We start from the raw sequence: 25871 nt of genomic DNA, 5'->3' as shown, positions 1-25871 counted from the left end.
AAAGGCATAAGTTAAAGCAAAATATTATTAGCCATCCGGATGTCCAGACATAACATCGGGTTAGCGCTTGCTAAAAAAGGACAACTTCATGAGCAACACCGATATCCGCGTCGTGCCCGGCCCGGCGAACTACTTCTCTCATCCGGGAAGCCTTGCCCACCTGGATGATTTCTTTACTCCGGAACAGCTTTCCCGCGCGGTGTGGATCTACGGCGAGCGGGCAATCGAGGGTGCACGCCCTTATCTGCCGCAGAGTTTTAACGCGACGGGGGCAAAACATCTGCTGTTTAAGGGCCATTGCAGCGAGAGTGACGTCACCCATCTGGTGAACGAGTCGGGTAGTGAAACCAGCGTGGTGATTGGCGTGGGCGGCGGTGCGGTAATGGATACCGTCAAGGCCGTGGCGCGTCGTCTGGGCGTGCCGTTCGTAGGCATTCCCACTATCGCCGCCACCTGCGCGGCGTGGACACCGCTCTCCGTCTGGTACAACGATGCCGGTCAGGCGCTACAGTTTGAGATTTTTGACGACGCCAACTTTCTGGTGCTGGTGGAGCCGCAGATCATCCTTAACGCCCCGGCGGAATACCTGCTGGCGGGCATCGGCGATACGCTGGCGAAGTGGTACGAAGCGGCGGTGCTCGCCCCTCAACCTGAGAGTCTGCCGCTGACCGTGCGTCTTGGCCTGAACGGTGCGCTGGCGATCCGCGACGTGCTGCTGGAACGCAGCGAAGAGGCGCTTGCGGATCAGCAGCGCGGCGAACAGACGCAGGCGTTCCGGGACGTGGTGGATGCAATTATTGCCGGAGGCGGAATGGTAGGCGGTCTGGGTGAGCGCTATACCCGCGTGGCGGCGGCGCACGCGGTGCACAACGGCTTAACCGTGCTGCCGCAGACGGAAAAATACCTGCACGGCACCAAGGTGGCCTACGGCATTCTGGTGCAGAGCGCCCTGCTCGGTCAGGACGACGTGCTGGCGCAGCTGGTGGCGGCGTACCAGCGCTTCAATCTGCCGACCACGCTTAGCGAGCTGGACGTCGATATTCACAACCGCGACGAGCTGGATAAGGTCATTGCCCACACCCTGCGCCCGGTGGAGTCGATTCACTATCTGCCGGTGACGTTAACGCCTGAGGTTCTGCGCGCCGCGTTTGAGAAGGTGGAATCCTTCAGCCGTTAATTGCGCCGACGGGCTATACCGAATGATGATTCTCTCCACTCTTGCAACGAGGTCATCATGCAGATCGATTTAACAGGAAAAAGGCGCGGGTTACCGGCGCCAGCCGTGGGCTGGGTCGCGATCTGGGGCCGCGGGGCAAATTTCCGGCACCGGTCTGGACGTGGACGGCGGTTTGAACGCCTGATCGCATCTTTTTCTGCAAGCCTCTGTCGCCCGGCAGAGGCCTGTTCGAGCCGCCTCGACGATTCGCGTTTTGCCGCTTTCTCGCGGTTGTTCTCCGCTCTACAGTACCTCATTAGAAATTCGGAATTTATCTAATAGTCTTATTATTTCCTTATATTTTGCGTGGGCGTACAGTGGAGGTACGGATGAAGATTGTGTGGTCTAAAACAGCAGAGAAGCAGTTTTCTAAAATCGATCCTCGATATCAGAACCGCATTAAATTCAGGCTGGAGAAGATGGATGATAAAACATCACCTGTCGCGGATATCAAGAAATTATCTTCTCCCGAAAACCACTACAGGTTGCGATTAGGTGATTACAGGGTCATTTACACCTTCGGAGACCCGCCGGGTGATATCTGCTACGTAGTGGCAGTAAAACGCCGGACAACCACCACCTACCTTCATGAGGAGCATACGGAATATGACTATTCAGTTCATCAAGGATGAAGAAGGAAAAAAACAGTATGTTGTCATACCCTACGGTGAATATTTTCGCATGCGTTTAGCCATGCTTGAGTACGATGACGATGATGAAAACGACTGGGAAGACATCCCTTACGAATCAGACATCTACGATAACGTGGGTTTACCGGGTGAAGTGTGCGACATTATGCATAACGAGAACGTCAGCCTACAGGCCGCCTGGCGCATTTTACGCGGTATGTCCCAGCAGGAGGTGGCGGAGAAGCTCGGCATCAGCCAGTCCGCCGTGTCACAGCTTGAAGCGCTGGACTCCCGACCGCAAAAGCGCACCCGCGAAAAGCTGGCGGTAATTTACGGCTGTAAACAGGAGCAGATCAGTCTCTATTTACCAAAAGAGGGTTAACAGCACTTCGCCCCACCCTTGCCACCGTAGCGGGCGTCCTGGCGGTCGCGGAAAAATTCTTCGTAGGTCATGGGCGTCTGGTCCGGGTGGTTGACGCGCATATGCTCGACGTAGTTGTCGTAATCCGGCACGCCAATCATCATTTTAGCGGCCTGGCCCAGGTATTTACCTGCTTTGGAAAGGGTGTCGAACATAGTTCTGATCTCACAGGAAATGTAGGCCGGGTAAGGCTAAGCCGCCACCCGGCACACGGGTTAATGCGCCCCTTTCGCCTGGGTGACAATCTCGTCCAGGTTCTCAGGCATTGGCTCATACGGCGTCTCTTTCGCCGTCGGTTTGTCGACTTTCAACGCCGCCAGCGCGGTTTTCAGAGAATACAACGCCAGCACCACAACCACCACCATAAAGAAGATGGTCAGCCCGGCGTCCAGACGGTTGTTAAACACCAGCTGCGACAGTTGAGATTCGGTGTACTGTGCCGGGATCTTACCGCTGTCGATCATCGCCTGGAACTTGTTGGCGATCGCCAGGAAGCCCACCTTATTGTCCGGGCTGAAGGCTTTCTGCCAGCCCGCGGTCAGGGTACAGATCAGCAGCCACGCCGTTGGCACCAGCGCCACCCATGCGTAACGCTGGCGCTTCATCTTGAACAGGACTACGGCACAGAGCATCAGGGCCATGCCCGCCAGCATCTGGTTGGCGATACCGAACAGCGGCCACAGGGTGTTAATCCCGCCGAGCGGATCGACCACGCCCTGATGCAGGAAGTAGCCCCACGCCAGCACGCACAGCGCCGTCGCCAGCAGGTTAGCCGGGAGTGAATCGGTACGCTTCAGGTTCGGGGAGATCACCCCCAGCAGATCCTGCAACATAAAGCGCGCCGCACGCGTACCGGCATCCACCGCCGTCAGAATAAACAGCGCCTCGAACAGAATGGCGAAGTGATACCAGAACGAGACATCCATCAGCCCGCCCAGCGCGCCGTGCAGAATGTAGGCCATGCCCACCGCCAGCGTTGGCGCCCCGCCTGCGCGGGAGATAATTGACTGCTCGCCGACCTCATTAGCGATATGCGTCAACGTTTCAGGGGTAATCGCAAAGCCCCAGCCGCTGACCACCTGCGCGGCAGAGGCAACCACGTCAACGGTGCCGGCCGGGGCCAGTACCGCCATTGGGCTGTTCATCGCAAAGTAAACGCCCGGGTCAATAATACAGGCCGAAACCAGCGCCATAATCGCCACGAAGGATTCCATCAGCATGCCGCCGTAGCCAATCAGGCAGGCCTGATTTTCATTCGCCAGCATCTTCGGCGTGGTTCCGGAGGCGATCAGCGCGTGGAAGCCCGACACCGCGCCGCAGGCGATGGTGATAAACAGGAACGGGAACAGGTTACCGGTCCAGACCGGGCCGGTGCCGTCAATAAATTTGGTCAGCGCAGGCATGGTCAGGGTCGGGCGCATAATCAGAATGCCGATCGCCAGCCCGACGATGGTGCCGATTTTCAGGAAGGTGGAGAGGTAGTCACGCGGGGCCAGCAGCAGCCACACCGGCAGCACCGCCGCCACGAAGCCGTAGCCCACCAGCATCCAGGTCAGTTGCACGCCGGTGAAGTCGAAGAACGGCGCCCAGGTCGGGCTTTCCGCTACCCAGCCGCCGGAGATAATGGCAAACACCAGGAACACCAGGCCAATCACCGACACTTCACCAATGCGCCCCGGACGCAGATAGCGGATATAGATCCCCATAAACAGCGCCAGCGGAATGGTAAAGGCGACCGTGTAGGTTCCCCACGGGCTGTGGGTCAAGGCTTTCACCACGATCATCGCCAGCACCGCGAGGATGATCACCATGATCATAAAGGTCGCCACCAGCGCAATCACCCCGGCGGTTGCCCCCATCTCCTCTTTCACCAGCTCACCCAGCGAACGACCGTCGCGGCGGGTGGAGACGAACAGCACCATGAAGTCCTGCACCGCACCCGCCAGCACCACCCCCGCGAGGATCCAGATCATCCCCGGCAGATAGCCCATCTGCGCGGCCAGTACCGGCCCCACCAGCGGGCCTGCCCCGGCAATCGCCGCGAAATGGTGACCGAACAGCACTTTTTTATCGGTCGGCACGTAGTCCAGACCGTCATTGTGACGCACGGCAGGCGTCATGCGCGTGGCATCAACCCCTAACACGTTTTTCGCAATATAGCGGCCATAAAAACGGTATGCGATCAGATAAATGCAGACGGAGGCGACGACGATCCACAGCGCGTTGATCTGCTCCCCCCGGTTGAGGGCGATATAGCCCAGGGCAAAGGCTCCCACCACGGAGAGCACCGCCCACGTAAGGTATTTCCCTGAGTTGTTCATAGTTGTTGTCCGTTGTTGTGAAACAGTGAGATGTTACATTTTGTTTCTAGAACAACGGATAAAATTTAACAACTTTGAAACGCAATAATGCGTGGTCAAACCAGAGATTTACACCACAGTGTTAAGCCGATCACTTTCAGCTGAATGACTTACCCCAACACCATCGTACTCAACCGACAGGTACAGCACCGCCGCCCCTGCTCGTCGAACACCACGATCTCCCAGCTCTGGCTGGAACGGCCCAGATGCAGCGGCTGACACACGCCGCGTACCTTACCGTGAGAGACCGCGCGGTGGTGCGTGGCATTCAGTTCCGTGCCCACCACGTTCTGCCCGTCACGGGTCATCAGAAAACCGGCCATTGAGCCCAGCGTTTCCGCCAGCGCCGCCGAGGCGCCGCCATGCAGCAGGCCAAACGGCTGGTGGGTGCGGGCATCCACCGGCATCTCTGCTTCCAGCGTATCGTCCCCGAGGCGGGTATAGACGATGCCAAGGTGCCCCACCATCGTATTCAGGCTGGTGGCGTTCAGCTCCTCGAGCGTTAAATGACGTTTCCAGATCATTACGCCCCCAGCGTGGAGCCGCCGTCCACCACGATATCCTGCAAGGTGATATGGCTGGCGGCATCGGATGCCAGGAACAGCACGGTCGCAGCAATCTCCTGTGGACGGGCAATTTTACCGAGCGGAATGCCGAGCTTGAACTGCTCACCAAAGCCGCGAATGCGCTGCTGTTCCGCATCGTCGCTGGTCCACAGGGTGCGCTGCATGTCGGTATCCGTTGAACCCGGCGACACCAGGTTACAGCGTACGCCGCTGCCCGCCAGTTCCAGCCCGACGGTCAGCGCCAGGCTTTTCAGCGCCGCTTTCGACGCGCCGTAGGCGCTCATGCCGATGCGCGGCGTGTGCGCCGCGTCGGAGGCCACCGTCACAATCGCCCCCCCCTGCTGACGACGGAACTGGCCCATCGTCTGCTGGAACAGGTTGAACGCGCCGCCGACGTTGACCGCAAAGGTCTGCTGCCAGTCCTCCTGCGAGAGCTGATCCGTGGCGCCCATACGCAGAATGCCCGCCGCGTTAACCAGCACGTCGAGCCGCTCAAGGCTGCTGAGCAAACGCCCGCAGACGTCACTCGCCTGCGCCGCATCCGCCACGTCCAGCGTTTCGGTGGCAAACGGATATACGCCGTGAGGGAAAGCCAGATCGAACCCGGTCACCTGCGCCCCGGCCTCCACAAATGCCAGCGCGGTCGCATAACCAATGCCCTTGCCCGCGCCCGTCACCCAGACCGTTTTACCGGTGAAATCAAAAGCCATCACTTCACCTCGCGGGAGAGCAGCGCCCACCAGGCATCGAGGGTCGGATTTTTTGCCAGCATCACGAAATCAATGTCGGCGTGCACTTTGCGCCAGCGGGCGGCCAGCGCCATCATCCTCACTGAATCCAGACCGTAGTCGATCAGGTTTTCGTCATCCATTGGCTCGTCGGACTCGTCCAGCAGCGGCAGGATCAGCTCACGCAGCGCGGCTTTCGTTGTCGGAACGGACGGCAGCAGTTCGTCGGTCATCACCACGCGGCCCGAACGTCCTGCCACATATTTCAGCGACATCAGGTGCTCGTCGCGGGTGAAATCCGCCAGCGCGTCGGCGATAAAGAACGGTTTGATGTCGCGCATAAAGGCGTCGGTGGCGGTGGTCATGCAGCCGATGTGGGCGTACACGCCGGTGATCAAAAGCTGGTTGCGCCCGGTCTCTTTAAGCATCTGCTCCAGCGGCGAGCGGTGAAACGCGCTGTAGCGCCACTTCACCAGCACGGTGTCCGCTTCGTCCGGGGTCAGCTCAGCGACGATGCGCTGCTGCTCCGGCGAGCGAGTCAGGCCCGGCCCCCACATATCGTTCAGCAGGGCGCGGTCTTCATCGCTCTGATCTTTCGGCTGCGCGGTGTAGTACACCGGAATATTGTGCTCTTTGCAGTATGCGCGCAGTTTAGCGATGTTCGCCACTACCTGCTGCATCATGTCGCTATTTTCGCCCCAGAAGTTCAGGAAGTACTCCTGCATATCGTGGATCAGCAGCGCGGCGCGCTCCGGTTCAAACGCCCAGTTCACTTTACTGGTCGGCAGTTCGGCGGCGGTTGGCAGCGCGTATGCGGTTAATTTTGGAATGGCCATTCTCTGTTCCTCAGCCCCGGGCGCGTTCAGCAAGCCACAGGCGCAACTGTTTCTTATCAACTTTGCCGACCGGCGTGAGCGGAAGCGCATCCACGCTCTCCACGCGGTCCGGCAGCTTAAATTCGGCGACGCCCTGCTCGCGCAGGAAGCGGCGCACCTCCACCGCGCGCAGGGGCTGTTTCACCACCAGGTACGCGCAGCTTTTTTCGCCCAGCAGGCTGTCCTCCATGCTCACCAGCGCGGCGTGGATCACCGCATCGTGGCGCAGCAGCAGGTTTTCGATCTCTTCGGCGGCGATCTTCTCGCCACCGCGGTTGATCTGATCTTTCTCGCGCCCCTGCACGGTGATGTAACCCTGCTCATCGATGGCGATCAGATCGCCCGAGCAGTAGAAACCGTTGGCATCAAAGGCGCTGGCGTTGTGTTCCGGGCTATTGAAATAGCCGCGGAAGGTGTAAGGGCCGCGCGTCATCAGACGCCCGACTTCCCCGCGCGGCAGCGGGTTACCGTCCTCGTCCGCCACCCACACTTCATCGTCCGGGCACATCGGGCGGCCCTGGGTATTGATGATGCGCTCCGGCGCATCGTCGAGGGCGGTGTAGTTCACCAGCCCTTCCGCCATGCCAAACACCTGCTGAAGCTGGCAGCCAATTTCCGCCGGAATACGTGCCGCAAGCGTGGAGGAGAGACGTGCGCCGCCTACCTGGAGCAGTTCGAGGGATTTCAGCTGGGCGTTCCCCGCGCCGTCGGCAATCGCCTGCAACCACAGGCTGACCGCGGGCGGCACCAGTGAGGTGACGTTTATCTGATGCTGCTCAATCAGCGGGAAGCAGAGCGTGGCGCTCGGATCGTTAGCCAGCACCACGCAGCCGCCCGCCGTGAAGACGCCTAACGATCCCGGCGAGCTCATGGCGTAGTTATGCGCCGCGGGAAGCGCGTTCAGATAGCGGGTGTGCGCAGTGATACCGCAGATTTCGTTGCTGCGACGGATGCTGTAGTCGTAGTCGTTGTGCGTACGCGGGATCAGCTTCGGCGTGCCGGTGCTGCCGCCGGAGAGCTGGAAGAACGCCACTTCGTCGGCGGGCGTCGGGTTCGGGATGAAATTGTCCGCCGGGCGTGCAATCGCCGCCTCCAGCGCGTGTTCGCCCTTATCGCCGCGTAGCAGCACAACGCGTACCGAGCGATGCGCATCCACAAAGGTATTGAGAAAATCATCACCCGCGAACAGCGTGTGGTCGCGGTCGGCAATCAGCACGGCGGGTTTGATCTGCTCCGCGTAGGCGTTGAGTTCGCTGCGCTGATGGCTAAAGAGCGCGTTGACCGGTGCGACGCCGATTTGCAGCAGCGCGAAGAAGGTGATGTAGAACTCGGCCACGTTGCCGAGCTGCACCAGCGCTGTCTCGCCGCGATGCAGCCCCTGCGCCTGAAGGGCTGACGCCAGATTCGTCACCGCCTGATTAAACGCGCGGTAGGTGATGCGGCGATCGCCGTCAATTATCGCGACCGCATCGTTGTCCGCATGGTCCGTCAGGATGTGGGTCAGCGGCAGATCCTGCCAGTAGCCTTTTTCACGGTAGCGGCGGGCAAAATCCTCAGGCCAGCGGGTAAAAGGGATGGTCATGAGTATTCCTTAGTGCAAACCAAACACGTTGAGCATGGTGGAGAGCTTCACGCCCGTCTCGCGCCACTCGCCCACCGGGGAGGAAGCAGGCACAATGCCCGCGCCGGCAAACAGGCGAACGGTATTTTGATGCAGCCGCGCGCAGCGGATAGTTACCACCCACTCGCCGTTACCTTCGCTGTCGCACCAGCCGACGATGCCGCCGAACAGCTCACGATCGAACGGCTCCAGCTCGGCAATCAGCTCTTTTGCCGCCTGATGCGGGAAGCCGCTCAGCGCTGGCGTCGGGTGCAGCAGGCAGGCCAGCGTCAGGGCGTTCTCGTTTTCACGCGCGTCACCTTCTACCGGCGTCGCCAGATGCCACAGCGTCGGGGTGGTGATGAGCTGCGGGGAAGCCGGCATGGTCAGATGATGGCTGCGCGGTTCCAGAATGGTTTTCATCGCCTGCGTTACCAGGTCGTGCTCGTGACGGTCTTTTTCGGAGGCCAGCAGCTTAGTGCCCGCTTCGCGATCCAGCACATCGTCCGGCTGACGGCGCGCAGAGCCCGCCAGCGGCAGCGAGCTAAAGTGCGCGCCCTCTTTACGCAGCAGCAGTTCCGGGCTGGCGCCCAGCAGCACGCCGCCGTCTTCCAGCGGTACGTGGAAGTTAAAGCTCGCCGGGTTCTGGGCGATAAGACGCTCCATCAGCGCGCTGCTATCAATCTGTTTGTCGGTGGCGATATCAATCAGGCGCGACAGCACCACCTTATTCACCTGCGGCGTGGCGGTGAGCGACGCGGCGCGAGCGACCATCTCCTCGAAAACCGGCTGCGGCGGGATCTCGGTGCGTTGTTGCACGTTCAGCGTCTGCGCGCCGGAGGCGTAGCGTGCGGACTGCTGACGCGCCGGGCGGGAGAAGGTTTGCCAGCGTTGCGGAATAAACAGCGATGACGATTTGCGGGTATCGAAGGGGATCGCCCCTACCATCACCGGATGGGCAATGCCGCTGTTTTTCGCATTCCGGAAAGCCTGAGCTAATTTCTGCTGAAAGGGGCCCGCCGGATCGTCACCGCCGACGGCGGGTTCAGAAAAACGGGCAAAACAGCCTGACGTGGTAAAACTGCGATAGGGCGACATAAAGAAAAAGCTGTCTGATTGCAGCGTGGTCGCGGTGTGCTGAAGGTCCTCAGCCAATGACGTATCCATATCATCCTCCTAAAATGATAAAAGCAGTAATAATGATTATCATTTATATTTTCGTCGGCTAACCTAATCCCACATCGCCCTGGTGTCAACCGCAGAGCAAACAACTTGTGCGACTAACGCTTGCATACCTTCCCCGCAATCATGAAAATGAGAAGCATTAACTTCAACAAAAACAGGATGCCGTTCTGTGAAACTCCCTGCCGTTTGCCGTAATGCCTTTCTTTTAACAGGACTTTTTGTTTTAGGACTAACCTCAGCGACGGCCGCCGACTGGCCGCGTCAGGTCACAGACAGCCGCGGCGTACATACGCTTGAGAGCAAACCGACGCGCATTGTCTCCACCAGCGTGACCCTAACCGGCTCCCTGCTGGCCATTGACGCCCCGGTTATTGCCAGCGGAGCCACCACGCCAAACAACCGCGTGGCGGATGCACAGGGCTTTTTACGTCAGTGGGGCGATATCGCGAAACAGCGTAAGGTTGCCCGGCTGTACATCGGCGAGCCGAGCGCCGAAGCCGTCGCGGCCCAGATGCCGGACCTGATTTTGATCAGCGCCACCGGCGGGGATTCCGCGCTGGCACTCTACGATCAGCTTTCCGCCATCGCCCCGACGCTTATCATTAACTACGACGACAAAAGCTGGCAGGAACTGCTGACCCAGCTGGGGACGATCACCGGGCAGGAAACACAGGCCGCAGAGCGCATCGCTGCCTTCGATAAACAGCTCGCCCAGGTGAAGCAGCAGATGAAGCTGCCGCCGCAGCCGGTGAACGCCATCGTCTACACCGCCGCGGCGCACACGGCGAACCTGTGGACGACAGACTCGGCTCAGGGCAAACTGCTGCACCAGCTGGGCTTCACGCTGGCGGCGTTACCTGATGGATTGCACACCTCGAAAAGCCAGGGCAAGCGTCACGACATTATTCAGCTGGGCGGGGAAAACCTGGCGACGGGGCTGAACGGCGAAGGGCTGTTCGTGTTTGCCGGCGACCAGAAAGACGTGGACGCGATTTACGCCAATCCGCTGCTGGCGCATCTGCCGTCGGTCAAGAACAAGCGCGTCTGGGCGCTGGGAACGGAGACGTTCCGCCTGGATTATTACAGCGCGTTGTTGGTGTTGCAGCGTTTGAATTCAATTTTTAAATAAGAGGCACGTTTCCCGTAGGCCCGGTAAGCGCAGCGCCACCGGGCGTTTTGTCGGGTGGCGGCTACGCCTTACCCGACCTACAGGTTCTGCCTGAACCGACGCAACTCCACCAAAACCGCCAATAAAATCACGCCAACCACGGCTAACACAAACCCGCTGCTGCTCGCCGACGCCACCGGGGTCATTATCGCCCCCAGCCCGCCGAGGATCGCTGCGCCAATCGCATCGCCCGTGACGTTCTGCGCCGTCCACAGGCCGTTAATGCGCCCGAGCATCCCTTCCGGCGTCTGGGTCTGGATCAGGGTGTACTGTAAAAGAGAGCTGACCGCGCTCAGCCAGCCAAAAATCACCAGACACATCACCCCCAGCGCCCACACCGGCATCAGGCTGAAGAAACCAATCGCGATAAACGAGGCCAGCGTCGCCACCAGCATGATTAACCCCGGTCTCGCGCTCTGCGCCAGGTTTCCGCTGGTCAGCGCCCCGCACGCGGCGCCGAGCGGAATGGCGGCGTACAGCACGCCAATCTCTGAGGCGCTCATCTGCCACTCGCCCGCCAGCGCCGGGTACAGCACGCGCACGGCGCTCGCCATCGTCAGCAGGCCGCCGAGCAGCGCAATGCCGCCAATCAGCGGGTTGCTGAACAGAAAACGAATCGCGGCCATCAGGGACTTCAGCGGATGCTCGCGCGGCTGCGGCGGCGGTGGCAGGAGCGGCAGACGCAGCAGCGTCAGTGTGGTGATAAAGGTTCCCGCCGCGGCAAGGCCGTAGTTCCACGCCACGTTGCCGGTCGCCAGCAGCAGGCCGCCGACCATCGGCGAAATCACCGATCCCAGACGCACGGTGAGCATGGTGATCGCCCCCGCCTGCATCAGGTTCTCGCGCCCGACCAGCGCGGGCGTGGCCGCCAGCAGCGCCGTCACGCCTAACGAGGCAAAAAAGCCGTCCCACAGGCCCAGGGCATAAATCGCCATCAGCGACGGCTCCGGCAGCATTGCGTTCAGACACAGCCCGACAAAGCCCACCCCGCAGGTGCCGCGCGCCAGCAGGATCAGTTTTTTACGCTCGTAGCGATCCGCCAGTACGCCGCCCACCATCAGGCCGATAAACATCGCCCCGCCGGTTAAGGTGACGGATAACCCCACCAGCCAGCTGGAGTGGGTCATGGTCTGGATCTGTACCGGCACGGCGACCCCGAGCAGGCCGAGGGATAAAATGGAGATAAAGCGGGCGATAAAAACCGCTCGAAACGCCGGGTGCGTTTTCAGCAGGCTGAGGTTGAGCAGCCAGGATTTTTGATTCATGACAAGGCCTTGAGGTATCGGTCTACCATTTCCATGGGCGCACATGCTAACATAGCCAAATAAGATAGATAACGATAATTACTATCATTATCACATCATGGACGTTGCTATGTCGTTTTCCTCTTCCGCGGTGCGCGCCGTAGCCGTGCCCGTTTTATTGCTGCTGTTGATCCTTGCGATTGCACTCAGTTTGCTGGTTGGCGCGAAGCCGCTGCCCGCGTCCGTTATTGTCGATGCACTCTCCGGTACCTGCCAGAGCGCCGACTGCACCATCGTGCTCGACGCCCGGCTGCCCCGCACCCTTGCCGGCCTGCTGGCCGGTGGCGCACTCGGGCTTGCCGGTGCCCTGATGCAAACCCTCACCCGCAACCCGCTGGCGGACCCTGGCATTCTCGGCGTGAACTCTGGTGCCAGTTTCGCCATTGTGCTCGGCGCGGCGCTGTTTGGTTTCACCTCTCCGTCTGAACAGCTGGTGATGGCCTTCTGCGGCGCGCTGGCCGCCTCGCTGGTGGTGGCCTTTACCGGCAGCCAGGGCGGCGGACAGCTCAGCCCGGTACGTCTGACACTGGCGGGCGTGGCGCTCGCGGCGGTGCTGGAAGGCTTATCGAACGGCATCGCCCTGCTCAACCCGGACGTGTATGACCAGCTGCGCTTCTGGCAGGCCGGTTCGCTGGATATCCGTACCCTTGATACCCTGAAAGTGGTGGCATTCCCGGTGTTTATCTCTGCCGCCGTAGCGCTGTGTTTAAGCCGGGCGCTCAACAGCCTGAGCCTCGGCAGCGACACCGCGACCGCCCTCGGCAACCGCGTGGCGCGCACGCAGCTGACGGGCCTGCTTGTCATCACCGTGCTGTGCGGCAGCGCGACCGCCGTCGTCGGGCCGATTGCCTTTATCGGCCTGATGATGCCGCACATGGCGCGCTGGCTGGTGGGGGCGGATCACCGCTGGTCACTGCCGGTCACGCTGCTGGCGACCCCTGCCCTGCTGCTGTTTGCCGACGTACTGGGCCGCCTGCTGGTGCCGGGTGAATTGCGCGTCTCGGTGGTCAGCGCCTTTATCGGCGCGCCGGTGCTGATCTTCCTGGTACGACGCAGACGCGGGGGTGGCGCATGATGGCCCCGTCCCGTAGATTACTCACCAGCGTCGTCCTGCTGGTCGTCGCCAGTCTGCTGCTGGCGGTCTGGAGCCTGCAAAGCGGTGCCGTAACGCTTGATTTCGCGCAGGTCTTTCACGCTCTCACCGGCAGCGCGCCGCGTAACATCACCATGGTGGTCACCGAATGGCGACTGCCGCGCGTGGCGATGGCGATCCTGGTTGGCGCGGCGCTTGGCGTCAGCGGCGCAATATTCCAGTCGCTGATGCGTAACCCCCTCGGCAGCCCGGACGTGATGGGCCTGAATACCGGCGCGTGGAGCGGCGTGCTGGTGGCGATGGTGCTGTTCGGGCAGCATCTCATGGCCATTACCTTTACGGCGATGGCGGGCGGCATTCTCACCTCCCTGCTTATCTGGGCCCTGGCCTGGCGCAACGGCATCGACACCTTCCGCCTGATCATCATCGGGATCGGCATCCGCGCGATGCTGATGGCGTTTAACACCTGGCTTCTGCTACAGGCGTCGCTGGAAACCGCACTCTCCGCCGGGCTGTGGTACGCCGGTTCCCTCAACGGTCTGACGTGGGGAAAAACCTGGCCCGCCGCGCCGCTGATTATCCTGATGTTTATTGGCGCGTTGCTGCTGTTCAGGCGCATGCGCCTGCTGGAAATGGGCGACGACAGCGCCTGCGCGCTGGGCGTGAGCGTAGAGCGCTCGCGCCTGATGCTGATGCTGGTGGCGGTCTTGCTGACCGCAGCGTCTACCGCCATCGCCGGGCCGATCTCGTTTATTGCCCTTGTCGCGCCGCATATCGCGCGGCGACTTAGCGGCACCGCGCGCTGGGGATTAACCCAGGCAGCGCTGTGCGGCGCAGTATTACTGCTGGCCGCCGATCTCTGCGCTCAGCGGCTGTTTACGCCTTATCAACTACCGGTGGGCGTGGTGACCGTCAGCCTCGGCGGGATTTACCTCATCGTCTTGCTCGTTCAGGAGTCACGCAAGAAATGACAGATTCAACACCCCGCTTGCGCGGCGAAAACTTGACCCTCGGCTATGGTAAAAAAATCATTGCCCGGGACTTATCCGTTGCCATTCCGGACGGCCACTTCACCGCCATCATCGGGCCAAACGGCTGCGGCAAATCGACATTGCTGCGCACGCTGAGCCGCCTGATGTCGCCGGTTGAGGGCAGCGTGTTCCTCGACGGGGAGCAGATCCAGCGCTTCGCCAGCAAAGAGGTGGCGCGCCGAATTGGGCTGCTGGCGCAAAACGCCACCACGCCGGGGGATATTACCGTGCAAGAGCTGGTCTCCCGCGGGCGCTATCCGCACCAGCCGCTGTTTACCCGCTGGCGCAAGGAGGACGACGAGGCCGTGAAGCGCGCGATGCAGGCGACGGGCATCACCGATCTGGCCCAGCAAAGCGTCGATACCCTCTCCGGCGGACAGCGCCAGCGCGCGTGGATCGCGATGGTGCTGGCGCAGGAAACCTCGATCATGCTGCTGGACGAGCCGACGACCTGGCTGGATATCAGCCATCAGATTGACCTGCTGGAGCTGCTGAGCGAACTGAACCGTACGCAGGGGTACACCCTGGCGGCAGTGCTGCACGACTTAAACCAGGCGTGCCGCTACGCGACGCATCTGATTGCGTTGCGCGACGGCGAGATTGTGGCGCAGGGCGCGCCGAAGGAGATTGTGACGCCGGATCTGATCGCGCGGATCTACGGCATGCGCTGCATGATTATTGACGATCCGGTGGCGGGTACGCCGTTGGTGGTGCCGTTGGGCAAGCGTGCGGTCTGATGCCCTCACCCCGGCCCTCTCCCACAGGGAGAGGGAGCAAACCATCCCCTCTCCCCGTGGGAGAGGGTTAGGGTGAGGGGCTTTAAACGTTACCCCAAAATTTCCTTCAGTACCGGCCCAATCTTTTCAAACGCCTGCGGTGAAATAATATCCACGTGGGCGCAGTCCTGGCTGTACACCTCCAGTTCACCCACCCACGGCGCCCACGCGGCCTGCGGATCCAGGGTTCGCGTGCGCTCGGCGACAAACAGCGTCGCTTTACCGTCAAACCGCGCGCTGTGTGCCGTGGTGAGCAGCCGCACCGCGTCCGCATAGTTGCCTTCAATGGCGTTAAACAACTCGCTGGAGCCCTGCCCCTGCTGGGCGGCAATAAACGCCTGACGTTCGCGCTCAATTTCCGCCAGCACCTCCGGATCGAGGCCGTTGGCCTCTTTCTCCGCCCAGTTCTGGGTTTCCGGCGGCCAGGTATCCAGCAGGCCGAGGAACGCTACGTCTTCACCCTGCTCGCGCAGACGCGCCGCAATGCCCTGCGCCAGCGTGCCGCCGAGGGAATAGCCGAACAGATAATACGGCCCCTGCGGCTGCTGCTTACGCAACGTGTTCAGATGATGTTCGATCACCGCATCGAGATCCGCACACTGCTGCATCGGCCCCTCAGGCCGGGGAGACTGAATGCCGACGATTGACCAGCGCGGGCTGAGGTAGCGCGCCAGGACGCTAAACTGCCAGGCAAAGCCGGACGCCGGATGGAAGCAGAACAGCGTGGGGCCGTTGCTTTCACGCAGCGGGAGAACAGTTTCATACCCCAGACGCTGCGCCTGCTCGTCGCTCATCTGAGAGTCCAGCAGGGCGCTAAGCTTGCTCACCGTCGAGGCGACCATAATCTGCCCCGGCGTGACCTTGCGGCTGAACGCACGGCTGAGCTGAGCCGCGAGGCGCATCGCCAGCAGCGAGTGGCCGCCGAGGGCAAAGAAATCGGCTTCGATATCGTTCACTGCGCAGCCCAGCAGGGCAGAAAATGCCTGCGCCACGGCGACTTCGGTTTGCGTCTCGGGCGCGCGACCGGAAGTTTTGCTGGTCAGCTCCGGCAGCGGCAGCGCCTTGCGATCCAGCTTGCCGTTGGCGCTTAACGGCAGCGCGCTGATTTGCAGCAGCACCACCGGCACCATATGCGGTGGCAGCTGGGCTTTAAGTGATGCAAGCAGCGCGTCGCGATCCAGCGGTAAGCCGGATTCAGAGACAACGTATCCCACCAGCTGGCGGGCATCGCCGCCCGTGGCAGCCGCCTGGTTGAACACGCAGGCGTGCGCCACCGCCTGGGCCACATCCGGCAACGCGAGCATCGCCCGGTCGATTTCGCCCAGCTCGATGCGCTGGCCGCGGATTTTCAGCTGATCGTCGCTGCGGCCCAGATATTCCACCGCGCCGTTGTCCAGCCAGCGGGCAACGTCCCCGGTGCGGTACATTCGCTCGCCGGGGGCAAACGGATCGGCGATAAAGCGGCTGGCGGTAAGGTCGGGGCGTCCCAGATACCCCTGCGCCAGCTGAATGCCGGTGAGATACAGATCCCCCGCCACGCCGAACGGCACCGGGCGCATCATCGCGTCCAGAATGCGCAGCCCCGTATTCCACACCGGGAAGCCGATCGGTACGCTGTTGCCTTCCACCGCCGCCAGCTCGGGGCCGTACGCCGGATACCAGCTGACGTCCACCGCTGCTTCGGTCGGGCCATAGAGGTTGTGCAGCGGCGCATGGGTGAGCTGTTCCCACTCGCGACACAGCGCAGTCGGCAACGCCTCGCCGCTACAGAACACCTGCTTCAGCGTCCTGCAACAGTCGACGTTTTCCGGCGTCAGCGAGGCGACGAACGCCGCCAGCATCGACGGCACGAAGTGGGTGGTGGTTACGCCATATTCTGCGAAGAAGCCCTGCATCGCCAGCGGATCGCGGTGCGCGTCCGGCTCGGCCATCACCAGCTTCGCCCCGGCGATAAACGGCCACCAGAACTCCCACACCGACACGTCAAAGCTGCACGGCGTTTTCTGCGCCACCACGTCATGCGCCGCCAGTGGATAATGATCCTGCATCCACTTCAGGCGGTTAACGATGGCGGTATGGCCGACCATCACCCCTTTTGGACGCCCCGTCGAACCGGAGGTAAAGATGATGTACGCGGTCTGCTCCGGCTTCGCCAGGCGCAGAGGTTCAGCATCGGTGGCCGGTAATAGTGTGTTGTAACTAAAGGTGGCGATCGGCAGATCGTTAAAGCGCGGAAGCTGCTCGTCGGTGGTAATGAGCAGCGACGGCTTCGCGTCCTCCAGCATCATCCGCAGACGGTCATCCGGGTAACCGGTATCCAGCGGCAGCCAGGCGGCGCCTGCTTCAACAATCCCGTGCAGCGCCAGGGTCAGGAACACCGAGCGCGGGAGCGCCACCGCCACGCTGTCGCCCGGCTTCACGCCGCGCGCGCGCAGCAGGTTTGCCAGCGCGACCACCTGCTCGCGCATCTGGCGGTAGTTCAGTTCAGTATGGGCATCCGCCAGCGCGGGGGCGTCCGGCGTTTTGCTCGCCTGCTCCGCCACAAGATCCGCCAGCGTGGTGGACGGCAGCGCCAGCCCGGTATCGTTGATGCGCGCCAGCCGGGCGTATTCCTGCTCTGATACGGTTTCCACGTCGCCACAGCGCAGGTCCGGATTGGCGGCAAACTGCGTCAGCATTGCGTTCAGGCGCGCCGCGTGCCCCTTCAGCGTCGCCTCGTCGTAACGCTGCCCGTTGGCGAGGATCTCAATGCTCAGTCCGCCCTGCTCGTCCGGGAACAGCGCCAGCTCCAGATCGTTCACCGGGCCGGTTGCCAGCGTGTGGGTAATGGCCTCCACGCCGTCGATATTCAGCTGATAATCGAACACCTTGACGTTCAGCACCGGACCAAACAGGGCTTCATCGCCTGCGGCACGCCCGCTGTCGCGCACGATCTGCTCGGCGTCGTAACGCTGATGGCGGCGCATCTTTTTCAGCTGGTTCGCCAGGCGCAGCGCCAGTTCCGGCAGGCTCTCGTGCGGGCGAATATTCACCGCCAGCGGCAGGACGTTGAGCACCGGTCCGGTCGCGGTCAGCGCGGCGGAGCCCATGCGGCGCATAAAGATAAACCCGGCGGCGTAGTTCAGCCGTCCGGTCAGGCGGCCCAGCCACAGCGCCACCAGCGCAAGGGCCAGATCGGTACGCTGCGCCTGGCCTGCCTTCTGTGCAAGCTGGCTGAACGCACGGCCGTCCATCGCAATTTTCAGGCGCAGGATATCGGTGGTGGCGGCGCGTCCCGGCAGCGGCGCGGAAGAGAGCGAGACCGGAGAAGGAAGCTGTTTGCGTTGTTCGGCCCAGAAAGCACCGTCGCGCTGATACGCCTCGCTGTCGCGATAGCGCTGATACTCCTCCACCACCTCGGCGAACGGGGTGAACGGCGAGGCCGGCGTGGATTCACCTTTCTGCCACGCAGCGTAAATGGCGGTGATCTGACGGGTAATAGCAGGGAAGCTGAAGCCATCTACCACCAGATGATGATACCGCTGATACCAGTACCAGTGGCTTTCTCCCACCTGGATCAGCTGGTGAAACGCCAGCGGCTGACCGCTGTCGACGCGCAGGTTCTGGTTGAGATCGGCCTCCATCAGCGCCACGGCGGCGTCGTGGGAGTCAACGCGCACGATGGACGGCTCCGGCAGGAGCATGGCCTCATCGATCCACTGCCACACCTCACCGTTATCTTCGGCAAAACGCATCCGCAGGGTGTCGGCCTGCATCATGCCTTCAGCGATGGCTTTTGCCAGCAATGGCGCATCGATAGCGCCTTTCAGCTCGGTGTAGTGCGCGACGCTCCAGGCGTTTGGCAGGGAGGAAAGCTGCTCTGCCATCCAGATCCCCGGCTGGGCGGCGACAAGAGGGAGACGGTTCATGCGCGCTCCCCCGCAAAACATGACGGCTCAAGCGTCTGCCACTGTTCCGCCAGCCACTGCTGGCACGCCTCCTGAGATTGCGGTTCGCAGACCACGCGCCAGCCCGCGGGCAACTCGCACTGCTGCGGCCACAGGCTGTACTGCCCCTGGTCATTTTGCAAAATGGCGAACTGTCCCTGCGGATTATCGAAAGGATTGCTGAATTCCATACAGACTCCGTTATTGAATAAGCGGCTGCCAGAGGGTCATCAGCCCCTGCGTCAGCCCACCGCGCCAGCAAAGCGCATCGTGTCCGCCGTCAACCTGACGCCAGAAAACCGGTTGCTGAGTGTATAGTTCGGCGAGGATCGCCTGGTTTGCGCGCAAAATAAGCGGCTCGTTGCGCCCGGCCTCAAGGACGATGCGCAGCCCGCGAGCGGTTTTGTCACCCGCTTTGAGTTGTTCGATGAGCAGCCCGTCCTGCTGCGCGCCGCGGTGCGGCCACCAGTAGGATCCGGACTGGCTGAGGATGCAGCCAAAACGCTGCGGCCAGTTGAGGCCCGCATAGAGGGAAGAGAGCCCGCCGAAGCTCTGACCCGCCACCACGGTATGGTCGGCGCGGTCGCTGAACGGGGCCATGCTTTTCACCTGCGGGAGAAGTTCGTCCTGCACCGCCAGCCAGAAATCAGGGTTACACGGCAGCTCGCGGCTGCGGTGTGCGGTGTCAATCACGTCGATTAAGACATAGACCGCAGGCGGCAGTTTGCCTTCATGGGTGAGCGACGCCAGCGCAGGCCAGACGGGCATGCTTTCGGCCCAGAACTGCCCGTCGAGCAGCACCGCCAGCGGGCGCTCGGGGCTTTCATCCCCGGTGGTAAAAATCCACACGCGGCGACGGTTCTTCAGACGCGCGCTGTGCCACTCAATGCAGACAGGCTTTTTGTAAGGTGTATCGGGATGGTTCCAGCCGGGCTGTACGGGCGCCTCCGGCATCTCCAGCGCCGAGACGGCGTGCCCGCGCCCGCCGCGCCAGCTCTGGGCATTCAGCGGGTCGGACACCGCGTGCGGCAATAGTTTGCGCCAGCCTTCGCGCAGCGCCATGCGGTCCGGCTGATCGCCTTCAAACACTGCGCTGGCAAAATCGTTTTCATTGTCGGAGGGGATAAAACAGTAGCTGCCGCGCCATTCCGGGCTGAACTCGCCCTGCCACTGCCAGACGTCGGTATCCGGGATACGTTCAAGGGACTGCGGACGGGCATTTTGATGGTGATCGGTCACACCGGTGACGTAGAGCCAGACGCGTTTAACCGTCGACGTTTTCTGCGTTCCCGCCGGGTCCCGCCACCAGAATGTCACGCGATAGTTTTCCTGATGACGTTCCCGTTCCGGCCCGTCTTTCGCCTGCCACCACGCTTCACTTCCGGTTGTTAACGCCGTCACCCTTATAACCCCATGTTTAACAGTCTTTTTTGTTTCAGAGCAAATTTTATTGATAATATTATTGATAACTATTTGCATTTGCAATAGCGTAATGCCCGCGCTGTGGGAAGCGCGCTCATTAAATAACCATAAAAGCGGGACGTACAATGAATAAGAAGATTCACTCTCTGGCCTTGCTGGTCAATTTAGGGATTTATGGTGTCGCGCTGCCCGTCATGGCAGACGACAACACCGCCTCCGCGCAGCATGAAGACACCATGGTGATCACCGCCGCCGAGCAGAATTTGCAGGCGCCGGGCGTGTCGACCATCACCGCCGACGAGATCCGCAAAAACCCGCCCGCGCGCGACGTGGCGGAAATCATCCGCACCATGCCGGGCGTTAACCTGACCGGCAACTCCACCAGCGGCCAGCGCGGGAATAACCGTCAGATTGACATTCGCGGCATGGGCCCGGAAAACACCCTGATCCTGATCGACGGCAAGCCGGTCACCAGCCGCAACTCCATCCGTCTGGGCTGGCGCGGCGAGCGTGATACCCGCGGCGATACCGGCTGGGTCCCGCCGGAGATGATCGAGCGCATCGAAGTGATCCGTGGCCCGGCTGCTGCCCGCTACGGTAACGGTGCGGCGGGCGGCGTGGTGAACATCATCACCAAAAAATTTGACGACCAGTGGCACGGCTCCTGGAACACCTACCTGAATGCGCCAGAGCATAAAGACGAAGGTTCCACCAAACGCACTAACTTCAGCCTGAGCGGCCCGCTGGGCGGGGATTTCAGCTTCCGCATGTACGGTAACCTGGATAAAACTCAGGCCGACGCCTGGGACATTAACCAGGGCCATCAGTCTGACCGTACCGGCGCATATGCCGACACGCTGCCGGCAGGCCGTGAAGGGGTCGAGAATAAAGACATCAACGGCGTGGTGCGCTGGGACTTCGCGCCGATGCAGTCCCTGGAGTTTGAGGCGGGATACAGCCGCCAGAACAACCTTTACGCGGGCGATACCCAGAATACCAACAACGACAACAGCTCCAGCGGGCTGGTGAAGAAGAACTACGGTAAAGAGACTAACCGTATCTATCGTCAGAACTTCGCGGTGACCTGGAACGGCGGCTGGGATAACGGCATTACCACCAGCAACTGGGCGCAGTACGAACACACCCGCAACTCCCGTCTGGGCGAAGGGCTGGCGGGCGGTCTGGAAGGATTGTTCAACAGCAATAAATTCACCGACACCGACCTGGCCGACGTGATGCTGCACAGCGAAATCAACCTGCCGATTGATTTCATTGTGAACCAGAACCTGACGCTCGGCACCGAATGGAACCAGCAGCGCATGAAGGACTCGACCTCCTTCACGCAAACCCAACAGGGGGGCACCATTCCGGGCATGAGCGAAGACCGTAGCCCGTACACTTCAGCGGAGATCTTCTCCCTGTTTGCCGAAAACAACATGGAGCTGACCGACAGCACCATGCTGACCCCTGCCCTGCGCTTCGACCACCACACCATTGTGGGTAATAACTGGAGCCCGTCCCTGAACCTGTCGCAGGGTCTGGGGGATGACTTCACCCTGAAGATGGGCATCGCGCGCGCCTATAAAGCGCCAAGCCTGTATCAGACCAACCCGAACTACCTGCTGTACAGTAAAGGCCAGGGCTGCTACGCCAGTTCCGACGGCGTGGGCTGCTACATGATGGGTAACGACGATCTGAAAGCGGAAACCAGCATCAACAAAGAGATTGGCCTGGAGTGGAAACGCGACGGCTGGCTGGCGGGCGTGACCTGGTTCCGCAACGACTACCGCAACAAGATTGAAGCGGGCTACGCGCCGATTGGCCAGACGTCCACCGGCAAAGTCACCACCGATATCTACCAGTGGGAAAACGTGCCGAAGGCGGTAGTGGAAGGTCTGGAAGGCTCCCTGAACGTGCCGGTCAGCGACACCATCAACTGGACCAATAACATCACCTACATGCTGCAAAGCAAGAACAAGGAGACCGGCGATCGTCTGTCGATCATTCCTGAGTACACGCTGAACTCAACCCTGAGCTGGCAGGTGCATCAGGACGTATCGCTCCAGTCGACCTTCACCTGGTACGGCAAGCAGCAGCCGAAGAAGTACAACTACAAAGGTCAGCCGGTCACCGGGTCTGAGAAAGACGAAGTCAGCCCGTACAGCATCGTGGGCCTGAGCGCGACCTGGGACGTGACCAAAAACGTCAGCCTGACCGGCGGCGTGGACAACGTCTTCGACAAGCGCCAGTGGCGTGCGGGTAACGCCCAGACCACGGGTAATACCACCACCGGCGCGTATATGTACGGTGCGGGCGCGTATACGTATAATGAACCGGGCCGTACCTGGTATATGAGCGTGAATACGAGGTTCTGATAAAGGCAGTGACTTCCCCCTCTCCCCATGGGAGAGGGCCGGGGTGAGGGCATCAGGCCGCACAATACTGAAGGGAAAACCATGCACACCACCCACAGCACATTTTCTCTCGCCGGCCACACCCTCCACCGCATCACTTTCGACCCCGCCACCTTTACCGACGCCGATCTCCTCTGGCTCCTCCATCACGCGCAGCTTGCTGACGCCGGACGCAAACGCAAGGCCGACCACCTGGCAGGCCGCATCGCCGCCGCGCACGCCTTACCTGACCACACCATGCCCGCCATCGGCCCCAGCGGGGAACCGCTCTGGCCGCAAGGTATTTCCGGCAGCATCACCCACAGCGGCACGCAGGCGATAGCCGTCGTCACGCAATACCCGGCGCTTATCGGCATCGATTGTGAAACGATCCTCTCCGAAAACGAAGCCAGGGAAATCAAAGACGGCATTATTGATACGCAGGAAGAACCTGTGTTTTCCCGCCTGGGATACCCGTTCGCCCTCGCCCTGACGCTGGTCTTCAGCGCCAAAGAGAGCCTGTTCAAGGCCCTCTTTCCGCAGGTACAGGCCTGGATGGGTTTTGACTGCGCCCGCGTTACCATGCTCGACGACAAGACGCTCACGCTGGCGTTGACCCGTCAACTTGCAGGCTTTAAGGAAGGCACCGCCTTCCCCCTGCACTGGCAGCAGCACGGCGAACAGGTCATCACCCTGCTGTCACACGCTCCTGGCGACGAGCCTTCACGCTGGTCACCACAAACGTCACGATAAACACCATCGCGAACAGGACCACAATGGTCGGCGCAGGCGCGCTGTCGAGATAAAACGAGGCATAAACGCCGCTTACCGACACCAGCGCTGAAACGGCGACCGCCACCAGCAGCGCCATGTGAAAGCGTCGGGTAATCAGCACCGCCACGGCGCCGGGCGCAATCAGCAGGGAAATCGACAGTATGATCCCCACCGCTTTCAGCGTCGCGACGATGGTCAGCGAAACCATGCACAGTAAGCCGTAGTGCAGCCAGCGGGTGCGCAGGCCACTCGCCTGCGCCTGCTGATAGTCAAAGCAGAACAGCAGAAAATCGCGCCACTTCAGGCCAATCACCAGCGCAATCAGCCCCGCGACGAGACCGCTTTGCAGAATGTCCATCCCGTTAATACCCAGCATATCGCCGAACAGAATGTGGTCGAGATGCACCTCAGGTTTGACGGCGATATAGAGGATCAGCCCGGCGCCGAACATGCCGGAAAAGACGATCCCCATGACCGTATCCTGTTTGATGCGGCTGTTATCCTTCAGATATCCGGTGGCGACCGCGCAGAAAAGACCGGCCACGAACGCGCCCAGCGCCAGCGGCAGGCCCATCATCCAGGCCAGCACGACGCCGGGAAACACCGCGTGGCTCATGGCGTCGCCCATCAGCGCCCAGCCTTTCAGCACCAGAAAAACCGACAGCAGCGCGCAGGGCACGGCCACCAGGAGTGAAATCAGCAGCGCGTTGTTCATAAACGCAAACTGGAACGGTTCGAGAAGCAGCGTCAACATGGGTGTGCCTCCCGCGCCCGACGGCGGCTGGCAAGCAGTCCGTGCTTCGGCGCAAAGACGAACGCCATCAGGAACAGCAGCGTCTGGGCGACCACGATAATGCCGCCGGTGGCGCCGTCCAGGTAATAGCTGGCCCACGCGCCGAGGAAGCTGGTGATGCTGCCAATGGCGACCGCAATCATCAGCAGGCGCGGGAAGCGGTCGGTCAGCAGCCACGCGGTCGCGCCGGGCGTGACCACCAGACAGATCACCAGAAATGCGCCGACGGTTTGCAGCGCCGCCACGGTAGAGACCGCCAGCAGCGTGAAGAAGAGAATTTTCAGGCGTTCAGGACGCAGGCCGATGGCGCGGGCGTGGTTCTCATCAAAAAAGGTCACCATCAGATCTTTCCATTTGAACAGCAGGATAACTATCGACACCACGCCGATAATCGCCAGCTGGACGATATCTTCCGGGGCGATAGCCAGAATATTGCCGAGGACGATGGTCTGAATGTTCACCGAGGTCGGGTTGAGCGAGACCATAAACAGCCCCAGCCCGAAAAACGAGGAGAAGATCAGCCCGATAATGGCGTCCTCCTTCAGGCGGCTGCGCTGGTTGAGAAACAGCATGCTGCCCGCCGCCAGCCCGCCCGATAAAAACGCCCCCAGCGAGAACGGCAGCCCGAGCATGTAGGCCCCCGCTACGCCCGGCACGATGGAGTGCGACAGCGCATCGCCGATCAGCGACCAGCCTTTGAGCATCAGATAGCAGGAGAGAAACGCGCACAGCCCGCCCACCATCGCCGAGACCCACATCGCGTTGAGCATGTACTCGTAGCCGAAGGGTTCGAGAAGCACGTTCATTTGGCCTCCTGACGGTGCGTGACGAAGGGGCGTTCGTCGTCGGTAATAATGCGATCTTCCGAGCCGCTGAGCACCACGTGGCGCAGCACGCCGCTAAAGGCGCGCTCGAGATTCTCGGCGGTAAAGGTGGTTTCCGTCGGGCCGCTCGCCAGCACGGTGCCTTTGACCATCACCGTGTAATCGCAGAATTCCGTGACCGAGCCCAGGTTATGGGTCGAGACCAGCATCGTTTTGCCCTCGTCGCGCAGCTCCCGCAGCAGGCTGATGATCCTGGCTTCGGTTTTGACGTCCACGCCGGTAAACGGCTCGTCGAGCAGGATCACCTCGCCCTGCTGGGCAATCGCCCGCGCCAGAAACACGCGCTTCTTCTGCCCGCCGGACAGCTCGCCAATCTGCCGATGGCGCAGCTCGAGCATATCTACACGCTTCAGGGCGTCGGTGACGATCTGCTTATCGCATTCTTTGGGACGACGCAGAAACCCCATATGCCCGTAGCGGCCCATCATCACCACGTCCTCGACGAGCACCGGAAACGACCAGTCGACCTCTTCCGACTGCGGCACGTAGGCGACCAGGTTCTGACGCAGCGCCCGGTGAGGCGGCAGCCCCAGAATGGAGATGGTGCCGCTCGCCGCCCGCACAAACCCCATCACCGCCTTAAACAGCGTGGACTTGCCGGAACCGTTCACCCCCACCAGGGCGGCAATCGATCCGCCCGGCACGCTGAACGATGCGTCGCGCAGCGCCGTGTGGCCGTTGCGGTAGGTCACGGTCACGTCGGTTACAACAATCCCCTCGTGCATGG

General features: G+C 61.3%; 23 protein-coding genes. 9 read left to right on the top strand and 14 right to left on the bottom strand.

The window, feature by feature from the left end; all coding sequences use genetic code 11:
* Positions 1–88: 88 nt before the first annotated feature.
* From RS584_RS05840 to RS584_RS05830, 3 genes are all read left to right on the top strand, one after another.
* Complete coding sequence (locus tag RS584_RS05840; protein WP_315749084.1) at positions 89–1177, top strand: oxidoreductase; 1089 nt, start codon at positions 89–91, stop codon at positions 1175–1177.
* Positions 1178–1545: 368 nt separating this feature from the next.
* Positions 1546–1848, top strand: a complete 303-nt coding sequence (locus tag RS584_RS05835) for a type II toxin-antitoxin system RelE family toxin (RefSeq protein ID WP_022647393.1) — start codon at positions 1546–1548, stop codon at positions 1846–1848.
* Positions 1823–2227: a helix-turn-helix domain-containing protein gene (locus RS584_RS05830; protein ID WP_193041741.1), complete on the top strand. Its 405-nt coding sequence runs from the start codon at positions 1823–1825 to the stop codon at positions 2225–2227. Before RS584_RS05835 ends, RS584_RS05830 begins: the two co-directional genes overlap by 26 nt.
* On the opposite strand, the gene RS584_RS05825 is transcribed toward RS584_RS05830, so the two are convergent.
* From RS584_RS05825 to entC, 7 genes are all read right to left on the bottom strand, one after another.
* Positions 2224–2421 carry a YbdD/YjiX family protein gene (locus RS584_RS05825; RefSeq protein ID WP_006809671.1) on the bottom strand — a complete coding sequence of 66 codons (198 nt, stop codon included), beginning with the start codon at positions 2419–2421 and terminating at the stop codon, positions 2224–2226. The genes RS584_RS05830 and RS584_RS05825 overlap by 4 nt on opposite strands.
* A gap of 60 nt (positions 2422–2481) precedes the next feature.
* Complete coding sequence (gene cstA / locus RS584_RS05820; protein ID WP_047737918.1) at positions 2482–4587, bottom strand: pyruvate/proton symporter CstA; 2106 nt, start codon at positions 4585–4587, stop codon at positions 2482–2484.
* Between the two features lie 149 nt (positions 4588–4736).
* A complete protein-coding gene (gene entH, locus RS584_RS05815; RefSeq protein WP_015571173.1) occupies positions 4737–5150 on the bottom strand; it encodes a proofreading thioesterase EntH in 414 nt (137 codons plus the stop codon).
* The gene (gene entA / locus RS584_RS05810) at positions 5150–5902 is read right to left on the bottom strand and encodes a 2,3-dihydro-2,3-dihydroxybenzoate dehydrogenase EntA (RefSeq protein ID WP_315749083.1); all 753 of its coding nucleotides are present in this window, start codon (positions 5900–5902) and stop codon (positions 5150–5152) included. The genes entH and entA overlap by 1 nt, the downstream gene beginning before the upstream one ends.
* Positions 5902–6756 carry an isochorismatase gene (locus RS584_RS05805; protein ID WP_193041743.1) on the bottom strand — a complete coding sequence of 285 codons (855 nt, stop codon included), beginning with the start codon at positions 6754–6756 and terminating at the stop codon, positions 5902–5904. The genes entA and RS584_RS05805 overlap by 1 nt, the downstream gene beginning before the upstream one ends.
* Positions 6757–6766: 10 nt before the next feature.
* Positions 6767–8377, bottom strand: coding sequence for a (2,3-dihydroxybenzoyl)adenylate synthase EntE (gene entE, locus RS584_RS05800; RefSeq protein ID WP_315749082.1), 1611 nt, complete (start codon positions 8375–8377; stop codon positions 6767–6769).
* A gap of 9 nt (positions 8378–8386) precedes the next feature.
* The gene (entC, locus tag RS584_RS05795; RefSeq protein WP_193041745.1) at positions 8387–9562 is read right to left on the bottom strand and encodes an isochorismate synthase EntC; all 1176 of its coding nucleotides are present in this window, start codon (positions 9560–9562) and stop codon (positions 8387–8389) included.
* Between the two features lie 187 nt (positions 9563–9749).
* Here entC and fepB point away from each other — a divergent pair, with 187 nt between their 5' ends.
* Positions 9750–10709 (top strand): Fe2+-enterobactin ABC transporter substrate-binding protein, encoded by a 960-nt coding sequence (fepB, locus tag RS584_RS05790; protein WP_017382513.1) that lies wholly within the window; start codon positions 9750–9752, stop codon positions 10707–10709.
* Positions 10710–10786: 77 nt separating this feature from the next.
* On the opposite strand, the gene entS is transcribed toward fepB, so the two are convergent.
* The gene (gene entS, locus RS584_RS05785) at positions 10787–12013 is read right to left on the bottom strand and encodes an enterobactin transporter EntS (protein WP_017382514.1); all 1227 of its coding nucleotides are present in this window, start codon (positions 12011–12013) and stop codon (positions 10787–10789) included.
* A 109-nt stretch (positions 12014–12122) separates the two neighbouring features.
* Between entS and fepD the strand changes: the two genes are divergently transcribed.
* From fepD to fepC, 3 genes are read left to right on the top strand one after another with little or no spacing between them, the layout of a single operon-like run.
* Positions 12123–13127, top strand: coding sequence for a Fe(3+)-siderophore ABC transporter permease (gene fepD, locus RS584_RS05780; protein ID WP_077579915.1), 1005 nt, complete (start codon positions 12123–12125; stop codon positions 13125–13127).
* Positions 13127–14116 (top strand): iron-enterobactin ABC transporter permease, encoded by a 990-nt coding sequence (gene fepG / locus RS584_RS05775; protein WP_315749923.1) that lies wholly within the window; start codon positions 13127–13129, stop codon positions 14114–14116. Before fepD ends, fepG begins: the two co-directional genes overlap by 1 nt.
* Complete coding sequence (gene fepC / locus RS584_RS05770; protein WP_032647637.1) at positions 14113–14913, top strand: iron-enterobactin ABC transporter ATP-binding protein; 801 nt, start codon at positions 14113–14115, stop codon at positions 14911–14913. Before fepG ends, fepC begins: the two co-directional genes overlap by 4 nt.
* A gap of 89 nt (positions 14914–15002) precedes the next feature.
* On the opposite strand, the gene entF is transcribed toward fepC, so the two are convergent.
* From entF to fes, 3 genes are read right to left on the bottom strand one after another with little or no spacing between them, the layout of a single operon-like run.
* A complete protein-coding gene (entF, locus tag RS584_RS05765; protein ID WP_315749081.1) occupies positions 15003–18860 on the bottom strand; it encodes an enterobactin non-ribosomal peptide synthetase EntF in 3858 nt (1285 codons plus the stop codon).
* A complete protein-coding gene (locus RS584_RS05760) occupies positions 18857–19069 on the bottom strand; it encodes an MbtH family protein (RefSeq protein WP_015571182.1) in 213 nt (70 codons plus the stop codon). Before RS584_RS05760 ends, entF begins: the two co-directional genes overlap by 4 nt.
* A gap of 10 nt (positions 19070–19079) precedes the next feature.
* Complete coding sequence (gene fes, locus RS584_RS05755) at positions 19080–20279, bottom strand: enterochelin esterase (RefSeq protein ID WP_086626427.1); 1200 nt, start codon at positions 20277–20279, stop codon at positions 19080–19082.
* Positions 20280–20425: 146 nt separating this feature from the next.
* On the opposite strand from fes, the gene RS584_RS05750 reads away from it, so the two are divergent.
* Together RS584_RS05750 and entD are read left to right on the top strand one after the other, a co-directional pair.
* Positions 20426–22675, top strand: coding sequence for a TonB-dependent siderophore receptor (locus RS584_RS05750; protein ID WP_017382520.1), 2250 nt, complete (start codon positions 20426–20428; stop codon positions 22673–22675).
* 81 nt (positions 22676–22756) lie between these two features.
* On the top strand, positions 22757–23446 hold the full coding sequence (gene entD / locus RS584_RS05745) for an enterobactin synthase subunit EntD (RefSeq protein ID WP_315749080.1): 690 nt from the start codon (positions 22757–22759) through the stop codon (positions 23444–23446).
* On the opposite strand, the gene RS584_RS05740 is transcribed toward entD, so the two are convergent.
* Genes RS584_RS05740 through sitB form a run of 3 tightly spaced genes read right to left on the bottom strand, consistent with a single transcriptional unit; the run spans position 23382 to position 25869 of the window.
* Positions 23382–24221 (bottom strand): metal ABC transporter permease, encoded by an 840-nt coding sequence (locus tag RS584_RS05740; RefSeq protein WP_017382522.1) that lies wholly within the window; start codon positions 24219–24221, stop codon positions 23382–23384. The genes entD and RS584_RS05740 overlap by 65 nt on opposite strands.
* Positions 24215–25066 (bottom strand): iron/manganese ABC transporter permease subunit SitC, encoded by an 852-nt coding sequence (gene sitC, locus RS584_RS05735; RefSeq protein WP_023296090.1) that lies wholly within the window; start codon positions 25064–25066, stop codon positions 24215–24217. The genes RS584_RS05740 and sitC overlap by 7 nt, the downstream gene beginning before the upstream one ends.
* A complete protein-coding gene (gene sitB / locus RS584_RS05730; RefSeq protein ID WP_017382524.1) occupies positions 25063–25869 on the bottom strand; it encodes an iron/manganese ABC transporter ATP-binding protein SitB in 807 nt (268 codons plus the stop codon). Before sitB ends, sitC begins: the two co-directional genes overlap by 4 nt.
* Positions 25870–25871 lie beyond the last annotated feature (2 nt).

It is taken from the genome of Enterobacter sp. DTU_2021_1002640_1_SI_PRY_ASU_LCPMC_013 (genome assembly GCF_032389435.1).
In the GTDB taxonomy this organism is placed as follows: Bacteria; Pseudomonadota; Gammaproteobacteria; order Enterobacterales; family Enterobacteriaceae; genus Enterobacter; species Enterobacter hormaechei_C.
This window is presented reverse-complemented; position numbering and strand designations above follow the sequence as displayed.

What these genes read in the sequence shown, in the direction of transcription:
- RS584_RS05840 (WP_315749084.1), top strand. Translation starts at nt 89, where the DNA reads ATGAGCAACACCGATATCCGCGTCGTGCCCGGCCCGGCGAACTACTTC.
- RS584_RS05835 (WP_022647393.1), top strand. Translation starts at nt 1,546, where the DNA reads ATGAAGATTGTGTGGTCTAAAACAGCAGAGAAGCAGTTTTCTAAAATC.
- RS584_RS05830 (WP_193041741.1), top strand. Translation starts at nt 1,823, where the DNA reads ATGACTATTCAGTTCATCAAGGATGAAGAAGGAAAAAAACAGTATGTT.
- RS584_RS05825 (WP_006809671.1), bottom strand. Translation starts at nt 2,421, where the DNA reads ATGTTCGACACCCTTTCCAAAGCAGGTAAATACCTGGGCCAGGCCGCT.
- cstA (WP_047737918.1), bottom strand. Translation starts at nt 4,587, where the DNA reads ATGAACAACTCAGGGAAATACCTTACGTGGGCGGTGCTCTCCGTGGTG.
- entH (WP_015571173.1), bottom strand. Translation starts at nt 5,150, where the DNA reads ATGATCTGGAAACGTCATTTAACGCTCGAGGAGCTGAACGCCACCAGC.
- entA (WP_315749083.1), bottom strand. Translation starts at nt 5,902, where the DNA reads ATGGCTTTTGATTTCACCGGTAAAACGGTCTGGGTGACGGGCGCGGGC.
- RS584_RS05805 (WP_193041743.1), bottom strand. Translation starts at nt 6,756, where the DNA reads ATGGCCATTCCAAAATTAACCGCATACGCGCTGCCAACCGCCGCCGAA.
- entE (WP_315749082.1), bottom strand. Translation starts at nt 8,377, where the DNA reads ATGACCATCCCTTTTACCCGCTGGCCTGAGGATTTTGCCCGCCGCTAC.
- entC (WP_193041745.1), bottom strand. Translation starts at nt 9,562, where the DNA reads ATGGATACGTCATTGGCTGAGGACCTTCAGCACACCGCGACCACGCTG.
- entS (WP_017382514.1), bottom strand. Translation starts at nt 12,013, where the DNA reads ATGAATCAAAAATCCTGGCTGCTCAACCTCAGCCTGCTGAAAACGCAC.
- fepD (WP_077579915.1), top strand. Translation starts at nt 12,123, where the DNA reads ATGTCGTTTTCCTCTTCCGCGGTGCGCGCCGTAGCCGTGCCCGTTTTA.
- fepG (WP_315749923.1), top strand. Translation starts at nt 13,127, where the DNA reads ATGGCCCCGTCCCGTAGATTACTCACCAGCGTCGTCCTGCTGGTCGTC.
- fepC (WP_032647637.1), top strand. Translation starts at nt 14,113, where the DNA reads ATGACAGATTCAACACCCCGCTTGCGCGGCGAAAACTTGACCCTCGGC.
- entF (WP_315749081.1), bottom strand. Translation starts at nt 18,860, where the DNA reads ATGAACCGTCTCCCTCTTGTCGCCGCCCAGCCGGGGATCTGGATGGCA.
- RS584_RS05760 (WP_015571182.1), bottom strand. Translation starts at nt 19,069, where the DNA reads ATGGAATTCAGCAATCCTTTCGATAATCCGCAGGGACAGTTCGCCATT.
- RS584_RS05750 (WP_017382520.1), top strand. Translation starts at nt 20,426, where the DNA reads ATGAATAAGAAGATTCACTCTCTGGCCTTGCTGGTCAATTTAGGGATT.
- entD (WP_315749080.1), top strand. Translation starts at nt 22,757, where the DNA reads ATGCACACCACCCACAGCACATTTTCTCTCGCCGGCCACACCCTCCAC.
- RS584_RS05740 (WP_017382522.1), bottom strand. Translation starts at nt 24,221, where the DNA reads ATGTTGACGCTGCTTCTCGAACCGTTCCAGTTTGCGTTTATGAACAAC.
- sitC (WP_023296090.1), bottom strand. Translation starts at nt 25,066, where the DNA reads ATGAACGTGCTTCTCGAACCCTTCGGCTACGAGTACATGCTCAACGCG.
- sitB (WP_017382524.1), bottom strand. Translation starts at nt 25,869, where the DNA reads ATGCACGAGGGGATTGTTGTAACCGACGTGACCGTGACCTACCGCAAC.